The organism is Streptosporangium roseum DSM 43021 (genome assembly GCF_000024865.1).
In the GTDB taxonomy this organism is placed as follows: domain Bacteria; phylum Actinomycetota; class Actinomycetes; order Streptosporangiales; family Streptosporangiaceae; genus Streptosporangium; species Streptosporangium roseum.
Genome location: NC_013595.1, coordinates 571,564 through 592,173, shown reverse-complemented (window position 1 = coordinate 592,173; position 20,610 = coordinate 571,564). Strand labels below are relative to the sequence as shown.

Here is a 20,610-nt window from a genome sequence, read left to right as displayed (position 1 = left end):
CCACGCGCGCCGGCGCGCAGCTCATCATGTTGTTTTGTTGTGCAAGTTTATGCAGGGGGGTCATCGCTCTGTTCCACGTGCGGAGGCGGCTGCTGTGGTCATGCCGGTGGCGCGACCTTCGACAGAGCGTTGATGATGCGGTCTGACGCGTCGCCTCGCCGGTCGGTGAGATTAGCAAGGAGCTTGAGCGCGAACCGCATCAGGTGGGGGTGGGGCAGCGCGTGACGCGTGAAGAAGTCCATCACGCCGCGGTGCCCGATGAGCTCCACGAAGCCCCGGCCCAGGGTGAAGTAGCCGCCGTAGGCGTCCTTCAGCGTCTGCGGATAGGCGCGCAGCACGCGCTCGCGCTGGGCGGGGGTCGTCCTGGCCAGCGCCTGGACGATGGTCTCGGCCGCGATCTGGCCGGTCTCCATCGCGTAGGCGATGCCCTCCCCGTTGAACGGGTTGATCATCCCGCCCGCGTCGCCGACCAGCACCAGGCCACGCGTGTAGTGCGGCTGGCGGTTGAAGGCCATCGGCAGCGCCGCCCCCCTGATGGGGGTGGTCATGTTCTCCTCGACGTAGCCCCACTCCGGGGGCATGTTCTTGACCCAGCGCCTGAGCAGGTCGCGGTAGTCCATGCCCTTGAAGGACTCGGAGGTGTTCAGCAGCCCGAGGCCCACGTTGGACGTGCCGTCGCCGACGCCGAAGATCCAGCCGTAGCCGGGCAGCAGGGTGTCGCCGTCCCACAGCTCCAGCCAGGTCTCCAGGTAGTCGTCGTCGTGACGCGGACTCTCGAAATAGGTCCGTACGGCGACGCCCATCGGGCGGTCCTCGCGCTTGTGCAGCCCCATCGCCAGGGAGATCCGGGTGGAGTTGCCGTCGGCGGCGACCACCAGGCGGGAGCGGTAGGAGACCTCTTCTCCGTCCTTCTTCGCGACCACGCCCACGATGTGGCCGCTGCGGTCGTCGAGGATCGGGGCGGTGACGTTGACCCCCTGCAGCAGGCGGACGCCGCCGCGCACCGCGTTGGCCGCGAGGATCTCGTCGAAGTCCTGCCGGGTGCGGACCAGCCCGAAGTCCGGGTAGCTGGACAGCTCGGGCCAGTCGAGCTCGAAGCGGAGCCCGCCGCCGACCACGCGCAGGCCCTTGTTCCTGACCCAGCCGGGAGCGTCGATGTCGATCCCCATGGCGATGAGCTGCTTGACGGCTCGGGGCGTCAGCCCGTCGCCGCAGACCTTCTCGCGGGGGAATGTGGTCTTCTCGAGCAACAGGACGTCGAGCCCGGCCTGTGCGAGATGGAAAGCGGTTGTCGAACCGGCGGGCCCGGCGCCGACGACGATTACGTCGGCGTCAGCCTCAGCGACATTCCGCTGCATGGCGGCTGGCACGGTCACGGGACCTGTCCTGTCCTACAAGCTTTGACGGCCTCGGGGTAGGGGCCCTTCGTTCCTTTGTGAAGGTCTTCACAAACTTGTCGGCCCGAAGTCTAACCCCTTTGCGAGGCGAAGTGTCAGTCGGGTACGGCTATCGCCTGCGAATCTTCTATGCGGGCTTATATGCACGGTGAAGCGCCACGATACCCATCGCGAGGTTGCGCCAGGCGACCCGCTCCCAGCCCGCCCCCTGAATGATCTTCGCCAGCGCCGCCTGGTCCGGCCACGCCCTGATCGACTCCGCCAGGTACTCGTAGGAGTCGTCGTTGGAGCCGACCAGCTTGGCGGCCTGCGGCATCAGCTTCATGAGGTACTGGGTGTAGACGAGGTCGAAGGACTTGACCGTCGGGTGGGAGAACTCGAGGATCACCAGCCGCGCCCCCGGCTTGGCCACCCGGAACATCTCGCGCAGCGCCTGGCCGGTGTCCTGGACGTTCCGCAGCGCGGTGGAGATGGTCACCGCGTCGAAGACCTCGTCGGCGAAGGGCAGTCGCAGCGCGTCGCCGGCGACGAAGGTGACGCCCCGCACCCCTCCGCCGGAGAGGCCCGAGCCGCCGCGCCGCCGTACGCCGGTGCGGAGCATGCCGAGCGAGAAGTCCGAGGCGATCGCACGGGCTCCCAGCGCGGTGAAGGTGTCGGTGGAGGTGCCGGTGCCCGCGCCCAGGTCGAGGACCAGCTCGCCGGGGCCCGCGTCGACGGCCGCCGCGGTCGCCTTGCGCCACAGCCTGACCTGGCCGAGGGAGATCACGTCATTGACCAGGTCGTAGCGCCGGGCCGTGCGATCGAACATCGCGGCGACCTCATGCGGTTGCTTGTCCAGCGAAGCGCGCGTCATGAGGACAAGCCTAGGCCCGCCCGGACAATCCACGGAAAGTAGCCGCTTAATTACCGAGAGTCTGCTAGAAATTGCCGAATGTTTGCCAGAACCACTTCCGTACTGGTCGCGGCCTTGATGCTGCTCCCCGCCGGGGTCGCCGCCGCCGGCACCACGAAGCACGGCAAGGTCGTCTCGGCCGACCCGGTGAACACCACCCCGCACGTGCTCGACGGGATCGTCAACGCCATCGCCCTGGTGGGCGGCACGGTGGTGGTCGGCGGCTCCTTCGGCCAGGTCCGCGACGCCGGGAGCGCGGAGATCCTGGAACGCGACAACATCTTCGCCTACGACCTGGCCACCGGGCGGATCCTGCCCGGTTTCGCCCCCTACCTCGACCGTCCGGTCCACGCCCTGGCCGCGGGCGTCGGCGGCACCGTCTACGCGGGCGGCGAGTTCGCGATGACCGGCGACGCGCGGACCCGGGGCCTGGCCCTCCTGCGCCTGTCCGACGGCTCGCCGGCGGCCGGCTTCGACGCCCAGGTCTACGGGGGCACGGTCACCGGCCTGGCCCGGAGCGGCTCCCGTCTCTACGTGGGCGGCGACTTCACCGGGGTGGGCCACGTCTTCCGCGCGGCCCTCGCCCGCCTCGACGCCACCACCGGCGCCGTGGATCCGGACTTCGCCGTACAGCCGGGCAGGCCCCGCGGCGGCCGGACCAAGGTGCAGTCGATCGCCCTCAGCGGGGACCGGCTGGCCGTCGACGGCAACTTCACCACCCTCGACGGGCTGTCGCGGCCCCAGCTCGGCCTGATCGACGTCGGCACGCTGCCGGCGACGGTCGCCGACTGGCGGACCGACGCCTACGCCGGCAGGTGCCTGGACGTCTTCCCCAGCTACGTGAGGGGCCTGGACTTCGCCCCCGACGGCAGCTACTTCGCGGTCGTCACGACCGGCGGCCCCGCGGGGACCGGGAAGATGTGCGACACCGCCGCGCGCTTCGAGACCTACTCCCGGGGCGAGGTGCGGGCGACATGGGTCAACCACACCGGCGGCGACTCGCTCTACTCGGTGGCGGTCACCGGGGCGGCCGTCTACGTGGGCGGCCACCAGCGCTGGCTGGACAACCCCCTCGGCCGCGATTCGGCCGGCCCGGGAGCCGTGCGACGGCCGGGCATCGGAGCGATCCATCCGCGGACCGGGAAGGCCCTGAAGTGGAATCCGACTAGAGATCGCGGAATCGGTGTCAAGGCATTCCTGGCCCATCGGGGTGGGCTACTGGTTGGTAGCGACACAACGCGGCTTGGCCACGAGTACCATGCCCGAGTCGGCATGTTCCCGTTGCCGTGATCACTCCCGATTCTTAGTGATTCGCTCACTCACCGCGTCGCGCTGCTTGGACAGCAGGACGTAACTGGCCACCCCGCTGACCAGGAATGCGGCGATCAGAAGGATCAATGGCTGACGTAGGCCGAGGAGATAGAGCACACCGATGGTCACGATCAGCAGACCTAGTCGGGACGCGGTGTAAACGAAGACGGGATGCACAGCGTCGAGGTTACGTCACTCATGCCCGCATGAGCACGAGATGAAGACGTAGCGGACGCTCTTCGCATCGGGCACGAGCACTGCTAGTGTGCCCAACAGATCAGTTTTGTAAAGAAACAACCACGAGAGTCCCAAAGAGGCTCTATCATATAACAATCGGGCAGTCAGTCGATAACAACCCGTGATCTTTGATGAAAAGCACGGATAAATCAGGCTTCGCTCGGCACACTGGTTACCTGTCCGCCCGCTGGCAGGAAGCGGGATGCGAGGGGGAGAGATTGTGGAGAGTAGCAGCGAGCGTCTGCTGACGCCCGGAGAGGTTGCCGCCCTCTTCCGGGTCGACCCAAAGACGGTTACACGCTGGGCCGCGGCAGGCCGTATCAGCAGCATCCGTACCCCCGGAGGGCACCGGCGTTTCCGCGAGTCGGAAGTGCACGCCCTTCTGCGTGGAGAGGACGTACTGACGGCCGAACGGCCGGCAGGCGAGTCCCCGCGCGTCTGACGACTTATGACGTCACACCACCGGTGATCCTGCGCGCCTTACCCGGAAGCCGCAGGGTCACCGTGGAGTCGTACAGGTTGCCGCGCTCCGCGCCGCGACCGGTGACCTCCCCCGTGACCGAGTCGCCCCGCCCCGAGCGCTAGCTGTCCTGCTCGGCCTTGAAGGCCAGGAACTCCCGCTCCAGCTCGTCGTTCTCCTCAAGCCAGCGCCGCCGCCGCTGTGCCGACTCCTCCTCGGTGAGCGCCTCGGGCAGCCAGCGGTCGTAGTCCGGATCCCCCGGTGAGAGCTCCACGTACGCGTTGCCGATCAGACGCCCGTCATCGCTGGACAGGCTCTGCGGCACCCGCAGAGTCCCGTCAGCGAGCCGGATGACGTACATCCCAGATCACCTAGATTCCGTAGCGCCGGTTGAAGAACAACATGACATTGAGCGCCATCCGCGTGTCGCCGCCGAGCATGTCCACCAGGGCGGGGCGCTGCCGGGAGGCGATGGCGGCGAAGGCGTCGGCGAAGAACTCCCTGCGGCCCAGGTCCCCCGACTGCCGGTGGAACCCCGAGGCCAGCACGGGAACGCACTGGGCGTAGAGGGCGGCGAACTCCGGAGAGTCCGAGACCCAGTCCCCGTGGGGCGCGTCCACGTCGTCAAGGGCGTGCCCGACCTCGTGCATCATCACGTCCGGGGTGGGCGAGGGGCGGTCGCCCACCACGATCTTGCGATCGCCGTACGCTCCGGCGCAGATGTCCCAGGTGGCCCGGCCGGAGGGCAGCGGCGCGCCGCGCAGGTAGCCCATGTCGTCCAGGTCGGGCACCCCGCCCGCGCCGACGTAGATCCCCTTGAGACCGTCGGCCAGCTTGGCCTTCAGCCCGTCCGGCAGCCTGGCGAGGCTCTCCACCGCCCGCACGACCTCGGGTGACGGCGGCCCCTGCCAGGAGTCCCATTGGCGGTGCAGGATGCGCTCAAGGCGGCCGCAGTGCCGCAGGCCGTCACCCATGGCGGGGACGTCCGGAGCATTGGGCTGGGCGCGGGGACGCTCGTCCTCCAGCTCGAAGTCGCGCCATGTGTACTGCGGGCGGTCCACCACCGGCGCGGTCACGGCCCCCACCCGCCGCTCGGGGCTCGGCGGGATCTCACGCGGCGCTTCCCTGACGGCACTCTCCGTGCGCTGGGACGGGCCCCGCTGCCACCAGCGCCGTCGATGACGGCCCTTGTCCGCTGAATTCGCCATCACGCCCCCAGGGGAAGTGGCAACCGGTCCCACCGTACGACGTGGATCTTCGTCCGTCACCCGGAACAGGGGCCTTGCCGCACCCTGGCTTCCGATGGCTTACAGTTCGGGCATGCCCCTGCTTGTCGCGCTGGCACTGCTCGCCTTCTGGCTCTACTGCTTGTTCGACGCCATCACCACGCCGGACGAGGAGGCCCGAAACCTGCCCAAACTCCTGTGGGTGATCGTCATCGTGCTGCTGCCGCCCGTGGGCGGCCTGTTCTGGCTGCTGCTCGGCCGTCCCATCGGCCCGCGCGCGCCCCGCATGCCCCTGCCCAAGGACAGGCCGGCGCGGCCCGAGGCCCCGAAGGGCCCCGACGACGACCCCGACTTCCTCAAGGACCTCGACCGGCGGCTGCGCGACGAGGATTAGGCGCGGCCCCGCCGGGGCGGAGCGTACGGCGGGCCGGCCGCGGCGGAGCGGACCGGCCACCGGATCCCGGTCGCGGCCTCCGGCGCCGCGGTCAGCCCGGAACCTCCGCGTAGGAGTGCAGGCCGCCGAGGAAGATGTTCACCCCGACCAGGTTGAACAGCAGGCAGGCGAAGGCGATGAGCTGCACGATCATGGCGGCCCTGCCCTTGAAGCCCGCGGTGGCCCGTGCGTGCAGGTAGGCGGCGTAGGCGATCCAGGTGATGAAGGCCCAGATCTCCTTGGGGTCCCAGCCCCAGTAGCGGCCCCAGGCCTTGTCGGCCCAGAGGGCGCCGGCGATGACGGCGAAGGTCCAGATCGGGAAGGCGATCACGATGGCCCGGTGCGCGACCCGGTCCAGGTCCGCCAGGGACGGCAGGCGGACCGCGGTGTCCTTCCTGACCAGGTAGAGGATGCCGGAGACGCCGGCCATGATGAACAGGCCGCTGGCGATGATCGCCGCCGAGACGTGGATCGCCACCCAGTAGGAGTTGAGCGCGGGCACCACCGGGCCGGCCTGCACCTGCAGGTATCGGACGGAGAAGCCCAGCCCGAGGGTGGCGGCGACCGTGACGAACGCGCCGAGGAAGCGGATCCGGTAGCGGAGGTTCATGAACAGGAACGCGCTCACCGCCGCGAAGCACATCGCGACCACGAACTCGTACATGTTGCCCCACGGCCAGCGGCCGACGGCCAGGCCCCGGGTGAGGATGGACCCGAGGTTCGCGGCCCAGCCGAGCCAGGACAGCCCGACCGCGACCGGGCCGGCCCACGTCGCCCAGGCGGGGGGCGCCTTCACGGCGGGGGCGGGGCTCTCCTCCGAGACGGGCGGGGCGGCGGCCGTACCACCGCCGACCGTGACGAGCGCGGGTTCGGCTACCGCCCTGGCCTTGACCTTTGACCGGCCGAAGCCGAGATCGAGGGCGTAGCCGATCATTGCGAAGACGTAGAGCAGCACCGTCGCCAAGATGAGCTGGTCGCTCAGCAGGGCGAGGCCGGCGTCGACCTCAGCGGGCATCCTTCACTCCTGGATTCAGAACAGAGACGATCTCGGCGAACTCCTCGCTGAAATCGCTGCCTTCGGTGCGCGTGAGACCGCCCACCTCGACGTGTTTACGGTCGTGCTCGTGACCTTGCGCCGGCTGGCCGGACCCGCCGGCCTCCTCCGCCGGCGCGTCCTTCAGCCGTACCCACACCCTGCGGCGGCGGACGGTCAGGGAGAGCACCAGGCCGAGGACGGCCAGCGCGGAGGCGACGAACGCGGGCATCCGGCCCGGGTCGTAGGCGATCTGGAGGGCGATCCACTCCTTGACGCCGGTGAACTCGATGGAGCCCGCCCCGTTGGGCAGGTCGAGCCTCTTGCCCACGGCCAGCGGGTCGGCCTTCATGACCAGCGGCTTCATCTTCTTCAGGCTGGCCGGGTCAAGCTCGTAGACCGACTGCGGCCGGCCGTTCTTCAATCCCAGGTCGCCGGCGAACGCGCCGTAGACCTGGGCCGTGGGGTTGGCAGCGCCGGGGAAGACCGACACCCAGTCATCGTTCACAGGCACGGTGGTCGGCCGGAAGGCCACGAGGAGGCCGAGCTGTTCCGGCTGGGCGTCCGGCACCTTGATCACGCACTCGGAGGTGAAGTTCGCCGGCTGGGCGACCAGGCACGGCACCGGACCGTCGAAGGCGACCTGCCCCTTGCCGTCCGTGATCTTGAAGGTGGGCGCGTACCCGTGGTCGATCAGGTAGGTCTGCGTGCCGTTGACCTCCAGCGGGTCGTTGACCTTGAGGGCGTAGTCGCGCTCGGGCGCCCCGGGGGCGTCGGTGACCTTGAGCTTCGCCTCGTAGTCCAGAGGCTGCCCCCGCCGCTCGCCCTGGGCGATGTAGGTGGCCTGGAAGTCGTCGAGAGCGAAGGAGAACGGCTCCAGCGACTCGGCGCTCACCTGCTGGCCGGGCATGTAGCGGTCATAGGCCGCGACCGTGTTGGCGAAGCCCTCGCCCTCCACGACCAGCACGTTGCCGCGGTAGCCGTACAGCGCGCCCATCCCGACCGCCACCAGCAGTCCCAGCAGCGCGACGTGGAAGACCAGGTTGCCGGTCTCGCGCAGGTAGCCCTTCTCCCCGGCCACCCAGTCCGGGCCGGTGGTCACCCGGAACCGCCTGGCCCGCAGCCGCGCGGCCGCCGTCTCGACGGTCAGGTCGCCGTCGAACGAGGCGTGCTGGGGCAGCCGGGCCAGGTTGCGCGGCGGCGCGGGCGGCTTCCGGCGCAGCTCGCGCAGGTGGGCCTTGGTGCGCGGGAGCACGCAGCCGATCAGCGACAGGAACAGCAGCAGGTAGATGGCCGCGAACCACGGCGCCTTGAACACGTCGAACAGCCAGAACCGGTCCAGCCACTCGGCGAGCTGCGGGCTGTCGTCGAAGTATTTGACGACCATGGCGTCGGAGACGCCGCGCTGCGGCCAGATCGATCCCGGGATCGAGGCCAGCGCGAACAGGAACAGCAGGATCAGCGCGGTCTTCATCGAGGTGAGCGTGCGCCAGAACCAGCGCGCCCACCCCACGAGGCCGAGCTCCGCGGGCCGTGCCTCGGGCTTCTTCTCGGTCAGAGTCGTGTTCACGCTCGCGCTCACTCGGCTGCTCGTTGAGTCGGGACTGGTTCCGCTCGCCGTCCGTTCCCCGGCGGCCTGCTCGACTTCCTCCATCAGATCACCGGCTCGAATCCGCCGATCCATCCCTGCATCGTCATGATGAGCTCCCCCCAGAGCCCGGTGACGAGCAGCAGGCCGACCGCGACCAGCATGACCCCGCCCACCCTGGTGATCAGCTGCGAGTGGCGGCGGAGCGCCTTGAAGGTGTGCAGCGCCTTGCGGTAGGCCAGACCGGCCGCCAGGAACGGCAGGCCGAGACCGAGGGCGTAGGCGAAGGCGAGCAGCGCGCCGCGCCCGGCGCTGCCCTCGGTGAGGCCGAGGGTGAGGACGACCCCGAGGGTGGGGCCGATGCAGGGGGTCCAGCCGAGGCCGAACACCACGCCGAGCAGCGGCGCCCCGGCGAGACCGGCGGCCGGGAGGCGGTGGATGCGGAAGTCGCGCTGGAGGCCCGGGATAACCCCCATGAAGGCCAGGCCCAGGACGACGGTGAGCGCGCCCAGCACCCGCGTGATGACGTCGGCGTTGCCGAGCAGCGCCGCGCCGAGCCCGCCGAACAGCGCCCCGCCCGCCACGAACACCGCGGCGAAGCCGAGGACGAACAGCGCGATGCCCGCGACCATGCGTCCCCGTTTGGGGTCGGCGCTCATCCCGGTCACGTACGACAGGTAACCGGGGACCAGCGGCAGCACGCACGGCGACAGGAAGGACACCAGACCGGCCGCCAACGCGATCGGCAGCGCCAGGGCGAGCGACCCGCCCGCCACCGTGCTCGCCAGATCAGCGCTCATCGCGCCTCCACCGCCGCTCCGGGTTACTTCTCATCGCCGACCTTGTTGACCGCGCTGAGGAGATCGTTGTATTTGACCGCGCCGAGCGCCCGGGCGGCGATCCGGCCCTGCCGGTCGATGATCAGCGTCGAGGGGATGGCCGCCGGGGGGACCGTGCCCTGGAAGGAGAGCGCGACCTTGCCCGGCTGGTCGAAGATGCTCGGGTAGCCGGACTGCTGGGTGCGTTCGAAGGCGATCGCGTCGGCCTTGCGGTCCTTGAAGTCGATGCCGATGAACTCCACGCCGCCGGCCTTGGTCTTGGCCGCGATGTCCTTGAGCACCGGGGCCTCGGCCCGGCAGGGCGCGCACCAGGAGGCCCAGAAGTTCAGCACCACGACCTTGCCCTTGTGCGTGGCGAGCGTCACGGAGCCGCCGTCCAGGGTCTCCCCCTCGACCGCGGGGGCGGGCTTGCGGTCGGCGGCCTCGAACACAGTGATCTTGCCATCGCCGGCCACGAAGCGGGTGTCCCCGCTCTGCGGCTGGTTCCCCTGGTTACCGGCGCATCCGGCCACGGTCAGGAGCAGCACGGCAGCGGCGAAGGATTGTGCGCGCATCAGAGGCAGGGTCTCCCTGTACTACAACCGGTAGAGCAGTCACTCTACCGGCGGGGTCACGCGCCCGGCACAGTGGGGCGCTTGACGAGCGCACCCGCGGGCTCGCTGTAACCCACGCTGATCAGCCGGTCTCCCTCGAAGGAGAAACTGGTGAGGCTGGCCAGGCCGCACTGCCTGCGGCGGGGGTCGTGCGGCAGCCGCCTGCGCTCGGCCGCGAGCCGGATGATCCAGATCGGGAGCTGATGGCTGACCATGATCGCCTCGTGGCCGCGCGCCGCCTCGCGGGCGGTGTCGATCGCGCCCTTCATCCGCTGGACCACGTCGGTGTAGCGCTCGCCCCAGGAGGGGCGGAGCGGGTTCCACAGGTGGCGGTAGTGGCGCGGGCTGCGGAAGACCCCGTCGCCGTTGCCGACCGGGACGCCCTCGAAGATGTTCTCCGCCTCGATGAGCCGGTCGTCGACCGTGACCTCCAGGCCGAAGGCCGCGGCGAGCGGGGCCGCGGTCTCCCGCGCCCGCTCCAGCGGGGAGGAGAACAGGGCGACGACGTCACGTCCGGCGACCGACTTGGCGACCGTCTCGGCCATCTGCCTGCCGGTCTCCGACAGGTGGTATCCGGGCAGCCTGCCGTAAAGGACGTTAGCGGGGTTGTGCACCTCACCGTGGCGCAGGAGGTGAACGACGGTGGTCTCAGCCATGGTGTCGCAAGCCTACCGACTAGTACGGGTGAATAGCGCGTATAGACGGACGGTTCTGGCCGTGCCAGAGGGGCGCGATCAGGGTCGTAGACGGTCACATCCGGGGTCCGCGTTCGAAAGGGCGCTTATCGATCCTGTTCGTGCCGGTCCTCGCCCTGTCATCGGCCCTGGCGCACGCGAGCCGGAACCCGCCGGGCGAGGATGCGGCCAGGGCCGACGGGATCGTCCTCACCCGGCCGGTGGCCGCCGGCCGCCGACGTCTCAGCCCTTCTTGCCGGTGCAGTAGACGTCGGAGGCGATGGCGAAGATCTCGGCCGTCGAGGGCTGCCGGGTGTGCGGGTTGATGGAGAGCGTCATGCTTCGCCCGTCGTCAGCGCGGAAGGCGAAGGTCATGTAGCCGATCAGCTCGCCGCTGTGACCCCAGACGGTCTCGCCGCACGGCACCGCGTACTTCTGCAGGCCCAGGCCGTACGCGAACCCCGCACCGGTGTCGACCGTGGTGCGCATCTCGCGCAGCGCCGCCTTACTGGTCAGCTTCCCGCCGAGCAGCCCGTCGAAGAACGCGTTGAGGTCACCCGTCGTCGAGATCATCTCGCCCGCCGCCCAGTCCAGGGACGGATTCATCCGGGTGGCGTCCACGATCCTGCCGGTGGGCAGCGCCTCGTAGCCGTGGGCGTGCGGTTCCCGCAGGCCGTACGCGTTGCCGGGGACGGAGGTCCGGATCAGCTTGAGGGGGCGCAGGATGCGCCGCTCCACCTCCTTCCCGTACGGCCTGCCGGTCAGCTTTTCGATCAGCATCCCGGCGACGATGTAGTTGGTGTTGGAGTAGCGCCATGAGCTGCCGGGGTCCTTGAAGTAGGGCGGCTTGGCGAAGGCGACCTTGAGCAGCTGCTGCGGGGTGTAGGACCGGAAACGGTCCTCGCCCCGCCAGCGGTTGGTGGAGTAGCCCTCCTCGCTCATGTAGTCGTGCAGGCCGCTGGTGTGGTTGAGCAGGTGCCGGACCGTGATGGCCGCGCCGTTGGGCACGAGGCCGGGGAGGTGGCGCTGGATCGGGTCGTCGAGCTTCAGCCTGCCCTCGTCGGCCAGTTGCAGGACCACGGTCGCGACGAAGGTCTTGGTGACACTGCCGATCCGGAAGTATCCATCCGCGACGGCGGGCCGCCCCGTTCGCAGGTCGCGGACCCCGGCGACGCTCGCCTTCGCCCGCCCACCCTCGTCCGCCTGCAGCAGCGCGGCCGTTGCCGCCTTGTCCGCCACCATCCGGCGCAGCGTGTCCCCGCTGTCGGCCATGGCCGGGCCCGCGGACAGCACAGTGGTCACCAGAGCGGTCGTCCACGCCAACTTGTTCCATGCCGCCTTGCGAAGAATCATCATGCGGAGAACGCTACGGAGAGAGCGGTTTCCATCCCATGGGGTGCGCCACCCGCTTCCCGGGCGGATGCCGCACCGCGAACCTACGGAAAACCTCAGGTCCTCCACAAGGGGGACGGGTGCCCCGCCAGACGACATCCGCCCCGCCGGGATGGCCGGTCAGGCAGGCCGGTACGGCGGCGAGCGCGAAGCCTTCGAGGGCGTCCCCGCGGACACGCCTACGACAGGTGCTCACCAGGGCGGACGTCGCCCGGCGCGGCACCAGCGGCCTGCTCCTCGAACGGCTCGACCGGCCGGTGGGCGACCGAGACGGTCCTGAGCGCCTCGACCGCGGCCCTGATCGCCGGACGCCGGGCCGCGTCGCTCCGCCAGAGCGCGTAGATCTTGCGGATCGGGCGCGGCAGGATCGGGATGGCCCGTACCCCGGAGGGGACGCGGTCACGGCCGAGGCGGGGGATGAGGGCACAGCCCTGCCCGGCCGCGACGAGGGCGAGCTGGGTCGGATACTCATCCGCCATGCAGGCGATGTCGGGCTCCAGCCCGGCCGAGCGCAGCGTGTAGACCAGCCAGTCGTGGCAGATCGTGCCGGGCGAGGAGCTGATCCATCGATCTTCGGACAGCTCGGCGAGCTCGATCTCGGACCGGGCGGCCAGCGGATGGCTCTCGGGCAGGATGACGTCGGCGATGTCGTCGAAGAGCATCGCGCGCGACAGCCCGTCGGGGATGGCCATCGGCCGGTTCACCCAGTCCTGGATCACCGCGAGGTCGAGCTCGCCCCTGGCCACCTCGCGGACCTGCCGCTCGGGCTCCCGCTCGATGAGCTGGAGCCGGAGGTCGGGGTGGCGCTCCCGCAGATGGACCAGCGCGCCGGGCAGCAGCCCCCGGGCCGCCGTGGGGAAGGCCCCGATGCTCAACCGCCCCACGACCTCCCCCCGCAGTGCCTCGAAGTCGGCCTCGGCGGTCTCCACCAGCGCGAGGATGCGCTCGGCGTGGTCGGCGAGCAGCCCGGCCGCGTCGGTCAGCCGCACCCCGCGCCCGTTGCGCTCCAGCAGCGTCGCGCCGGTCTCCCGCTCCAGCTTGGCGAGCTGCTGCGACACCGCGGACGGGGTCACCATGAGCGCGTCGGCCGCCGCGCCGACCGATCCGTAGACGGACACGGCGTGCAGGGCCTTGAGACGGTTGAGATCCAACATGTAAGCAACTCTAAACGACGCCGATAAGAAAGTCTCGCTTGTGCTGAATTATCATTGCAAATAAGGATAAGGAGATGCGAACCCGGCATCTCTTCCTGGCCATCGGCCTCGCCGCCGTCTGGGGCTTCAACTTCGTGGTCATGGAAGTGGGACTCAGGCACTTCCCGCCACTGCTCTACGTGGCGCTGCGCTTCACCCTGGCCGCCTTCCCCGCCGTGCTGTTCATCGGCGGTCCCCGGGTGCCCTGGCGATGGGTCCTCACCGCCGGGGCCACGCTCGGCGTCACGCAGTACGGCCTGCTCCTGCTGGGCATGCGGGCCGGCATGCCCGCCGGTCTCACCTCCCTCGTCGTCCAGGTCCAGGCGGTCTTCACCGTGATCCTCGCGGTGACACTGCTCAAGGAGCGGATCACCACCCGCCGGGTCGCCGGGATGGGCATCGCGTTCGCGGGACTGGCCCTGATCGCGCTGGACCTGGGCAACGGCGGCCCGATCGGCGCGTTCGTCCTGGTCGTCGGCGCCGCCCTCGGCTGGGGCGCGGGCAACATCGCCGTCAGGAAGGCCGCGCCCCCGGACTCGCTGCGCTTCATGGTGTGGCTGAGCGCGGTGGCCGCCGTTCCCATGCTGGGCCTGTCCCTGCTGGTGGAGGGGGTCCCCCGGCTGGAGTTCTCGACGGAGGGCACCCTGTCGGTGCTCTACGTCGCGCTGATCTCCACCCTGGGCGGCTTCGGCGTGTGGGGCTTCCTGCTGAAGCGGTACGACGCCTCGGTGGTCGCCCCCTACAGCCTGCTCGTCCCCGTCTTCGGCATGTCCTCCGCCGCCCTGTTCACCGGAGAGCCCGTCTCCCCGGTCAAACTCGCCGCCGCCGCCCTCATAATCTCCGGCGTCCTGTTCGCCGGCACCCGCCCCGCGAGCCGTACGGCCTCCGCCGGGAAGACGTCCCGGCGGAGCCCGGAGCCCGGACCGCCTGATCCCTCCGGCTCGCACCGGGAGGCCTCGACCCGCGCCTAGTTTCGCGGCGTACGACCCGTGTTGCTTCGGTGACGGTGCGGCGGTTTTCGGGGTTCGCGCTGCGGGGGGTTTTGCGGGGTTCGCGGTGCGGAGGGTTTTGCGGGGTTCGCGGTGCGGAGGGTTTTGCGGGGTTCGCGGTGCGGAGGGTTTTGCGGGGTTCGCGCTGCGGAGGGTGGGTGGTCCGGCCGGCCGTCGTTGGTTTCGGTCTGGGGGGTTCAGGCCTTCGGCCTGGCGGGCGTGGTGGTTTCGGTCCTTTTATACGCCGGCCGGACCACCCACCCCCCTCCGCGCCACTGTGCCGGGCCGTACGGCCCGGCCGCCGCAGTCGCTCCCTTTCTCGCTGTTCGGTGTGCACGGGGAGGCTGAAGCGATCCGTCGGGGTCCGTTCGGGCCGGTCGCCGTAGCTGAAGCGTCGCTGTCGAAAGGAGCGCAGGGCTGGGCTGGAAGAGGCTGCGCCCGGTGGGGAAGGGCCTTCCCGCCCGTGGAGCACCAGCTTCGGTGAGACGGCCGATGCCCACCCACCTCATCCTTGAGCAGGGCTCAACCACCAAGGCGGCTTCGGCGCCGTCCGGTATCCGACGCTCGCTTCACGGTCGGCAGTGAACCAAGGTCGTCATCCGTGGTCACGCGAACACCGTAGCGGCCGTCGGCGACGGCATGGGAGCACGTCATCGGGCCCCACGGCGGGATGGTCAGGCCCACCACTCCCCTCCGACCCGGCGCCGCCTCAGAGGATGTGGTCCCTCAACAGAACCGGGTCCAACCGGCGAGGAACGAGCACCAGGATCAGGGGTGGGCATCGGTCGCCTCACCGAAGCTGGTGCCCCACGGGTGGGTGCGGCTGTTCAAGGGGGCGCAGCCTTCCGCCTCAGCCCTGCGCTCCTTTCGACAGCGACGCTTCAGCTACGGCGACCTGCTCTGCACAGACCTCAGTGGATCGCTTCAGCCACCCAGAAGAGGCTGGGCGGCCGGAAAGGGAGCGACTGCGGCGGCCGGGCCGTACGGCCCGGCACAGTGGCGCGGAGGGGGGTGGGTGGTCCGGCCGGCGTATAAAAGGACCGAAACCACCACGCCCGCCAGGCCGAAGGCCTGAACCCCCCAGACCGAAACCAACGACGGCCGGCCGGACCACCCGCCCCCCGCAGCGCGAACCCCGCAAAACCCTCACAGCACGAACCCCCCCAAACCCCACAGCGCGAACCCCCGAAAAACCCGCAGCGCGAACCCCCGCAAAACCCCGCACCGCGAACCCCACCCCAGCCTTCGAACGGACGCGCACAACATCACGCGCCACCCCCCGCAGCGAACCCCGGCCCTCGAACTTCCCCCAGCCGCTCTCACGGCCCCCCAAGGTCGCCCGGCCGATCACCCGATCCGGCGGTACCGTTCGCGGCGCGCGGCGATTCGTTCCGCGGGGTCGCGCCGGGCAAGCGCGGCGAGCTCCTCTTCGAGGACCACGCCCATGCGCGCGAGGAACATCTCCGGTTCGTCGGCGGCGTCCGGGAGTTCCGCGACGATCCGGTCGACGACACCGTTTCTCAGCAGATCGGTGGAGCGCACCCCCTGCCGCTGGGCGATCTCCGCCGCCCGGTCGGTCGTCCGGTACAGGATCGCGGAGGCCCCTTCGGGGGGAAGCGGGGAGAGCCAGGCGTGCCGTGCCGCGATGACGCGATCGGCAGGCAGCAGGGCGAGCGCTCCGCCGCCGACTCCTTCCCCCATCAGGAGGCACACGGTCGGCGAGGGAAGGACCACGAGGTCCGCCAGGCAGCGTGCGATCTCGCCGGCCAGCCCGCCCTCCTCGGCCTCCCGGGACAGTGCGGCACCGCCCGTGTCGATGATGGACACCAGGGGCAACCCCAGCTCGGCTGCCAGGTGCATGCCGCGGCGAGCCGCTCGGAGCCCCGCCGGGCCGAGAGCGGGATGACCGTCCGGCAGGTCCCGGTCATGACCGAGGACCACGCAGGGGGCGGTCCCGAAGCGGGCGAGGGCGAGCAGCAGGGCCGGGTCTCGTTCGCCCGAGGCGGTCCCGCTCAGCGGGGTGACGTCACTGGCCGCCCGGGCGAGCAGGGCTCGCACCCCCGGGCGGTCGGCGCGCCGGGACCTGCCGATCGACTCGGCGGCGGGGAGGGCGGGGAGACTGCCGACCGATGCGGTGACCGATCCGCTGGAGGCGTCGTGCACGGGAAGGCCGGCCGCCGGAAGCTCCCGCGGCGCGTGCAGGACGTTCAGGACGCGTGCCACCGTCTCGGCGAGCCGGGACGGCGGGAACACCGCGTCCAGCAGGCCGTGCGCGAAGAGGTTCTCCGCGGTTTGCACGCCGTCGGGAAACGGCGCGCCGTGTATGGCCTCGTAGACGCGGGGTCCCAGGAAGCCGACGAGCGCGCCGGGCTCGGCGGCCGACACGTGGCCGAGCGATCCCCAGGAGGCCAGTACGCCGCCGGTGGTGGGGTGCCGGAGGTAGACGAGGTAGGGCAGTCCCGCCTTCCGGTGGTCGGCGATCGCCGCCGTCACCTTCACCATCTGGACGAAGGCCAGGGTGCCCTCCTGCATCCGTGTGCCGCCCGACGAAGGCGACGCGAGGAGGGCGAGCCCTTCCCGGGTGGCGCGCTCGACCGCTCGCACGAGCCGCTCGCCGGCCTCGATCCCGATGGATCCGCCGAGGAAGGCGAACTCGCATGTCATGACCGCGACCCGGTGTCCGCCGATCGTGCCCTCTCCCGTGACGACGGCCTCGTCCAGGTTGGTGCGTTCCCGGGCGCGGGCCAGATCGGCGCGGTAGGCGGGGTCGGCGGGTACGGAGGAGACGGGTTCGTCCCAGCTCCGCCAGGATCCGGGATCCACGACGGCCTCGATGAGGGAGACGGAGCCGAGTCCCGCCTGGACGGTCATGGGCGCCGATCCGTGGCCGCGGGCGTGTGTACCAGCGCTGATGTCATGTCTCCAACCAAGCCAGGATCGTGTCGGTGTGCTCGCCCAGGGTCGGTGGCGGCAGGTGCCCGTCCCGCCCCCCGGCGTACGGGGCGTCGTCAAGTCGCAGCGGCGGCCCCGGCAGGGTCACCACGCCGAGCGTGGGATGCTCGACGTCGATGAGCAGCCCCTGCGACCGGGTTTGCGGCCACTCGTACACCTCGTCGAGGGTGCGGACCCTGCCCGCGGGGATCCCCGCCCGGTCGAGCCGCGCCAGCCACACCTCGGCGGGTTCGGCGGCGAAGGCGGCCTCGATCGTGTCGATCAGCTGCCGCCGGTGGGCGACGCGGTCGCCGTTGACCGCGAACCGCGGGTCGGCCGGATCCAGCCCGACGAGCGGCGCGAACGCCCGCCACAGGCCGTCGCTGCCGACCGCCACCTGGATGGGCGCGTCCGCGGTGTGGAACAGGCCGTACGGGCAGATGGACGGATGGTGGTTGCCGGTCGGCCGCGGCACCTCACCGGCCACCGTCCACCGGGTGCCCTGGAAGGCGTGGACCCCCACGATCGCCGCGAGCAGGCTGGTGCGCACCACTCGGCCCCTGCCCGTGCGCGCGCGTTCGTGCAGCGCCGAGACCACGCCGTACGCGCCGTACATGCCTGCCAGCAGGTCGCCGATCGGGACGCCCACCCTCGTCGGTTCCCCGGCCGACGGGCCGGTCAGCATCATGAGCCCGGCCTCGCCCTGGGCGATCTGGTCGTAGCCCGCCCGGCCGCCTTCGGGCCCGTCGTGCCCGAAGCCGCTGATCGACAGGATCACGAGTGCGGGATTGAGCTCGTGCAGGCGCTCGGTGGAGAAGCCCAGGCGGGCCAGCACGCCGGGACGGAAGTTCTCCACCAGCACGTCGGCCCGGCCGACGAGCCGGCCGAGCACGTCACGCCCCGTCTCGGACTTGAGGTCCAGCGCGATTGATTCCTTGTTGCGGTTGCAGGACAGGAAGTAGGTCGATTCGCGCCGGTCCTCAGGCCCCACGAAAGGAGGGCCCCAGCTTCGGGTGTCATCGCCGGAGCCGGGCTGCTCCACCTTGATGACCCGCGCCCCCATGTCTCCGAGCATCATGGCCGCGTGCGGGCCCGCGAGTGCTCTGGACAGGTCGAGGACGACCACGTCGGACAGCGGTCCGGTCATGTGTGTCACCTTGGGATCCGCCGATCAGGCGCGCCTGAGTCTCTCGTGCAGCGCCGGGCCGACGAGCTTGGCCTCGTACTTGGCGTAGATGGCCTCGATCTCCTCCTGGCCGGCGCCTTCGGGCAGCTCGTCGAACTCGCCGAAGAGCTCCTCGTACCCACCGGGGGTCATGATGTTGATGACCCGCACCGGCCCCTGGTCCTCGCGCAGGTTGTCGAACGTGTGGGGAAGGCCGGGCGGTACGGTCGCGAAGTCCCCCGGCTCCAGGTCGTACACCTCCTCGCCCATCTGGATGGTGAGCACGCCGCTGAGGATGTAGAAGGTGTCCTCCTGCCGCTCGTGGACGTGGAGCTTCGGGCCGGTGTGGAACTCGAGATCCATGATCATGAAGTCGATCCGGCCTTCCGTGTCACGGCCGCCGACCTTGAAGAGCGCCGGGCCGGTCTCGTAGGCCTTGCCTTCGGATCCCCTGACGACTATCCCTCGCAGCATCGCATCCTCCTGCGCCTTGCCGGCCGTCCCGTGTGGCGTCGTGACGCCACGCATCGAACGGCTTGGTCCTTCGTATTACCTTGAACCACTATTCTCCCCACCCCGGATTCCTGTCAAGGCCGAAAAGGGCCGATGTGACGCTTGATCACGCCGCTGAGCGGGACGTTCTCCAGGAAACGATGAGTGAACGACTCTTGACGCACGGGTTCCCCTCGCCTACACAATGGCATACGTATGACAAAGCTCACCCCGATTTCAAGATCGAGGGGTAGAGAGGTGGCGTAATGAGTGCCGGAGACAACGAACGGCGAGAACTCGAGGAAGCCCTGCACGTCGACGAGATCGGCATCAGACCCGTACCGCCCGAAGGACGGGACGCCACGGCGCTGCAGCAGTTCTGGATATGGGCGGGCGCGAACCTCGCACCGATCAGCTGGATCGTCGGGACCGTGGGCATAGCTCTGGGGCTGAGCCTGCTCGAGACCATCCTCATCGCCGTCATCGGACAGGCCGTCGGAGCCCTCATCTTCGGCCTGTTCGCGCTGATGGGGCACCGCACCGGCGTCAACCAGATGGTCCTCGCGCGGGCGACGTTCGGCCGCCGCGGCGCCTATCTGCCCGCGCTGCTGCAGACGCTCATGGCCACGGGATGGATCGGCATCAACACCTACGTCGTGCTGGACCTCTGTCTCGGCATCGCCCACCAGATGGGCCTGCAGCCCGGTGACACCGTCAAGTACGGGCTGGCGGTCGCGATCATGATCGTCCAGGTCGTCATCGGCGTCCTGGGCTTCTACGCGATCCGCACGTTCGAGAAGTACACCGTCCCGGTCGTGACCGTGGTCATGGTGATCATGACCGTGGTGGTGCTGACCAGGCTCGAGGACATCAGCTGGACCGAATCGTCGCTGGCCGGCGGCGAGCGGTTCACCGCCGCCACCCAGCTGCTGACCGCGGTCGGCGTCGGATGGGGGATGGGGTGGATCACGTGGGCCTCGGACTACAGCAGGTTCACCCGGCCCGGCGTCTCTCCCAGGCGCCTGTACGCCGCCTCGGCGATGGGCATCTTCGCTCCCCTGTCCTGGCTGTCGATTCTCGGAGCGCTCTCCGGTACGGCCTCGCAGGCGGGCGATCCGGCCGAGATCGTCGCCTCCCTCTTCGGCATCATGACCGTTCCCGTCCTGTTCGTGATCCTGCACGGGCCGGTGGGCACCAACATCGTGAACATCTACACCGCCTCGCTCGGACTTCTCTCGCTCGACATGAAGCTCAAGCGCACCACCGCCAGCCTGCTCACCGGCGTGGTCGGTTTCCTGCCCCTGTTCGTCTTCATCGAGTCCGAGAGCTTCGCCGCCGGTTTCACCAACTTCATGTCGTCGGTGGTCATATGGCTCAGCCCCTGGGCCGGTGTGACGCTGGTCGACTGGTACGTCATACGCAGGCGGCAGGTGGAGTGCGACGCGCTCTACGCCGACCCGCGCACCTCCCGGTACGGCGACGTCAACATGCGAGCGGTCTCGGCGTTCCTCGCCGGCCTCGCCTCCGCCTGGGCGTTCCAGTACGGTGCCATCGAAGCCTTCCAGGGCCCCGTCGCCCGCGCGATGGGGAACGTGGATCTCTCCTGGGCGGCCGGCATGGGCGTCAGCGCCGTCCTCTACTTCCTGCTGACACGGGGGCGGGCGGACGTCGCGGCGGCACCCCCTGCCCGCCGGGTCGGATCGGCGGGCGAAAACGTGGTGTCTTCGTGAGGGCTTCCATCCAACATGTAACGTATATCGTAGGA

The 20,610-nt window shown here is 69.9% G+C and carries 20 protein-coding genes; 5 read left to right on the top strand and 15 right to left on the bottom strand.

The genetic code is table 11. The features are described 5' to 3' along the window. Positions 1 to 98: 98 nt before the first annotated feature. Together SROS_RS02755 and SROS_RS02750 are read right to left on the bottom strand one after the other, a co-directional pair. Entirely contained in the window at positions 99 to 1,358 is a 1,260-nt protein-coding gene (locus SROS_RS02755; protein WP_043651207.1) for a geranylgeranyl reductase family protein, read from the bottom strand. A 166-nt stretch (positions 1,359 to 1,524) separates the two neighbouring features. Next, positions 1,525 to 2,250, bottom strand: a complete 726-nt coding sequence (locus tag SROS_RS02750; protein ID WP_012887352.1) for a demethylmenaquinone methyltransferase — start codon at positions 2,248 to 2,250, stop codon at positions 1,525 to 1,527. 78 nt (positions 2,251 to 2,328) lie between these two features. On the opposite strand from SROS_RS02750, the gene SROS_RS02745 reads away from it, so the two are divergent. Beyond that, positions 2,329 to 3,579: a hypothetical protein gene (locus SROS_RS02745; protein ID WP_043651204.1), complete on the top strand. Its 1,251-nt coding sequence runs from the start codon at positions 2,329 to 2,331 to the stop codon at positions 3,577 to 3,579. On the opposite strand, the gene SROS_RS02740 is transcribed toward SROS_RS02745, so the two are convergent. After that, positions 3,580 to 3,777 (bottom strand): DUF4229 domain-containing protein, encoded by a 198-nt coding sequence (locus tag SROS_RS02740; protein WP_012887350.1) that lies wholly within the window; start codon positions 3,775 to 3,777, stop codon positions 3,580 to 3,582. A gap of 262 nt (positions 3,778 to 4,039) precedes the next feature. Between SROS_RS02740 and SROS_RS47115 the strand changes: the two genes are divergently transcribed. Continuing rightward, entirely contained in the window at positions 4,040 to 4,279 is a 240-nt protein-coding gene (locus SROS_RS47115; RefSeq protein WP_012887349.1) for a BldC family transcriptional regulator, read from the top strand. A 139-nt stretch (positions 4,280 to 4,418) separates the two neighbouring features. On the opposite strand, the gene SROS_RS02735 is transcribed toward SROS_RS47115, so the two are convergent. Then, the gene (locus SROS_RS02735; RefSeq protein WP_012887348.1) at positions 4,419 to 4,658 is read right to left on the bottom strand and encodes a hypothetical protein; all 240 of its coding nucleotides are present in this window, start codon (positions 4,656 to 4,658) and stop codon (positions 4,419 to 4,421) included. A gap of 10 nt (positions 4,659 to 4,668) precedes the next feature. Then, complete coding sequence (locus tag SROS_RS02730) at positions 4,669 to 5,505, bottom strand: hypothetical protein (RefSeq protein WP_012887347.1); 837 nt, start codon at positions 5,503 to 5,505, stop codon at positions 4,669 to 4,671. Positions 5,506 to 5,617: 112 nt separating this feature from the next. Between SROS_RS02730 and SROS_RS02725 the strand changes: the two genes are divergently transcribed. Then, positions 5,618 to 5,917, top strand: coding sequence for a PLD nuclease N-terminal domain-containing protein (locus SROS_RS02725; RefSeq protein ID WP_425358627.1), 300 nt, complete (start codon positions 5,618 to 5,620; stop codon positions 5,915 to 5,917). 91 nt (positions 5,918 to 6,008) lie between these two features. Here SROS_RS02725 and ccsA read toward each other — a convergent pair whose 3' ends face one another. The 7 genes from ccsA to SROS_RS02690 form a co-directional block, all read right to left on the bottom strand. Then, positions 6,009 to 6,971 carry a cytochrome c biogenesis protein CcsA gene (ccsA, locus tag SROS_RS02720; RefSeq protein ID WP_012887345.1) on the bottom strand — a complete coding sequence of 321 codons (963 nt, stop codon included), beginning with the start codon at positions 6,969 to 6,971 and terminating at the stop codon, positions 6,009 to 6,011. Then, positions 6,961 to 8,559, bottom strand: coding sequence for a cytochrome c biogenesis protein ResB (gene resB, locus SROS_RS02715; protein WP_245564549.1), 1,599 nt, complete (start codon positions 8,557 to 8,559; stop codon positions 6,961 to 6,963). Before resB ends, ccsA begins: the two co-directional genes overlap by 11 nt. Positions 8,560 to 8,642: 83 nt before the next feature. Then, positions 8,643 to 9,377: a cytochrome c biogenesis CcdA family protein gene (locus tag SROS_RS02710; protein WP_012887343.1), complete on the bottom strand. Its 735-nt coding sequence runs from the start codon at positions 9,375 to 9,377 to the stop codon at positions 8,643 to 8,645. 23 nt (positions 9,378 to 9,400) lie between these two features. Beyond that, positions 9,401 to 9,970 (bottom strand): TlpA family protein disulfide reductase, encoded by a 570-nt coding sequence (locus tag SROS_RS02705; protein ID WP_012887342.1) that lies wholly within the window; start codon positions 9,968 to 9,970, stop codon positions 9,401 to 9,403. A 56-nt stretch (positions 9,971 to 10,026) separates the two neighbouring features. Then, positions 10,027 to 10,665: a histidine phosphatase family protein gene (locus SROS_RS02700; RefSeq protein WP_012887341.1), complete on the bottom strand. Its 639-nt coding sequence runs from the start codon at positions 10,663 to 10,665 to the stop codon at positions 10,027 to 10,029. A gap of 261 nt (positions 10,666 to 10,926) precedes the next feature. Next, positions 10,927 to 12,039: a serine hydrolase domain-containing protein gene (locus SROS_RS02695; RefSeq protein ID WP_012887340.1), complete on the bottom strand. Its 1,113-nt coding sequence runs from the start codon at positions 12,037 to 12,039 to the stop codon at positions 10,927 to 10,929. Positions 12,040 to 12,254: 215 nt separating this feature from the next. After that, positions 12,255 to 13,229, bottom strand: a complete 975-nt coding sequence (locus tag SROS_RS02690) for a LysR family transcriptional regulator (RefSeq protein ID WP_012887339.1) — start codon at positions 13,227 to 13,229, stop codon at positions 12,255 to 12,257. Positions 13,230 to 13,303: 74 nt separating this feature from the next. Here SROS_RS02690 and SROS_RS02685 point away from each other — a divergent pair, with 74 nt between their 5' ends. Then, on the top strand, positions 13,304 to 14,239 hold the full coding sequence (locus SROS_RS02685) for an EamA family transporter (RefSeq protein WP_012887338.1): 936 nt from the start codon (positions 13,304 to 13,306) through the stop codon (positions 14,237 to 14,239). Between the two features lie 1,365 nt (positions 14,240 to 15,604). Here the strand turns inward: SROS_RS02685 and SROS_RS02680 are convergent. Genes SROS_RS02680 through SROS_RS02670 form a run of 3 tightly spaced genes read right to left on the bottom strand, consistent with a single transcriptional unit; the run spans position 15,605 to position 18,827 of the window. After that, the gene (locus SROS_RS02680; protein WP_012887337.1) at positions 15,605 to 17,128 is read right to left on the bottom strand and encodes a carboxyl transferase domain-containing protein; all 1,524 of its coding nucleotides are present in this window, start codon (positions 17,126 to 17,128) and stop codon (positions 15,605 to 15,607) included. 43 nt (positions 17,129 to 17,171) lie between these two features. Next, positions 17,172 to 18,335 (bottom strand): CaiB/BaiF CoA transferase family protein, encoded by a 1,164-nt coding sequence (locus SROS_RS02675; protein ID WP_012887336.1) that lies wholly within the window; start codon positions 18,333 to 18,335, stop codon positions 17,172 to 17,174. Between the two features lie 24 nt (positions 18,336 to 18,359). Beyond that, entirely contained in the window at positions 18,360 to 18,827 is a 468-nt protein-coding gene (locus SROS_RS02670) for a cupin domain-containing protein (RefSeq protein WP_012887335.1), read from the bottom strand. Between the two features lie 284 nt (positions 18,828 to 19,111). Here SROS_RS02670 and SROS_RS02665 point away from each other — a divergent pair, with 284 nt between their 5' ends. Continuing rightward, positions 19,112 to 20,575 carry a purine-cytosine permease family protein gene (locus SROS_RS02665; RefSeq protein ID WP_012887334.1) on the top strand — a complete coding sequence of 488 codons (1,464 nt, stop codon included), beginning with the start codon at positions 19,112 to 19,114 and terminating at the stop codon, positions 20,573 to 20,575. Positions 20,576 to 20,610: the final 35 nt, after the last annotated feature.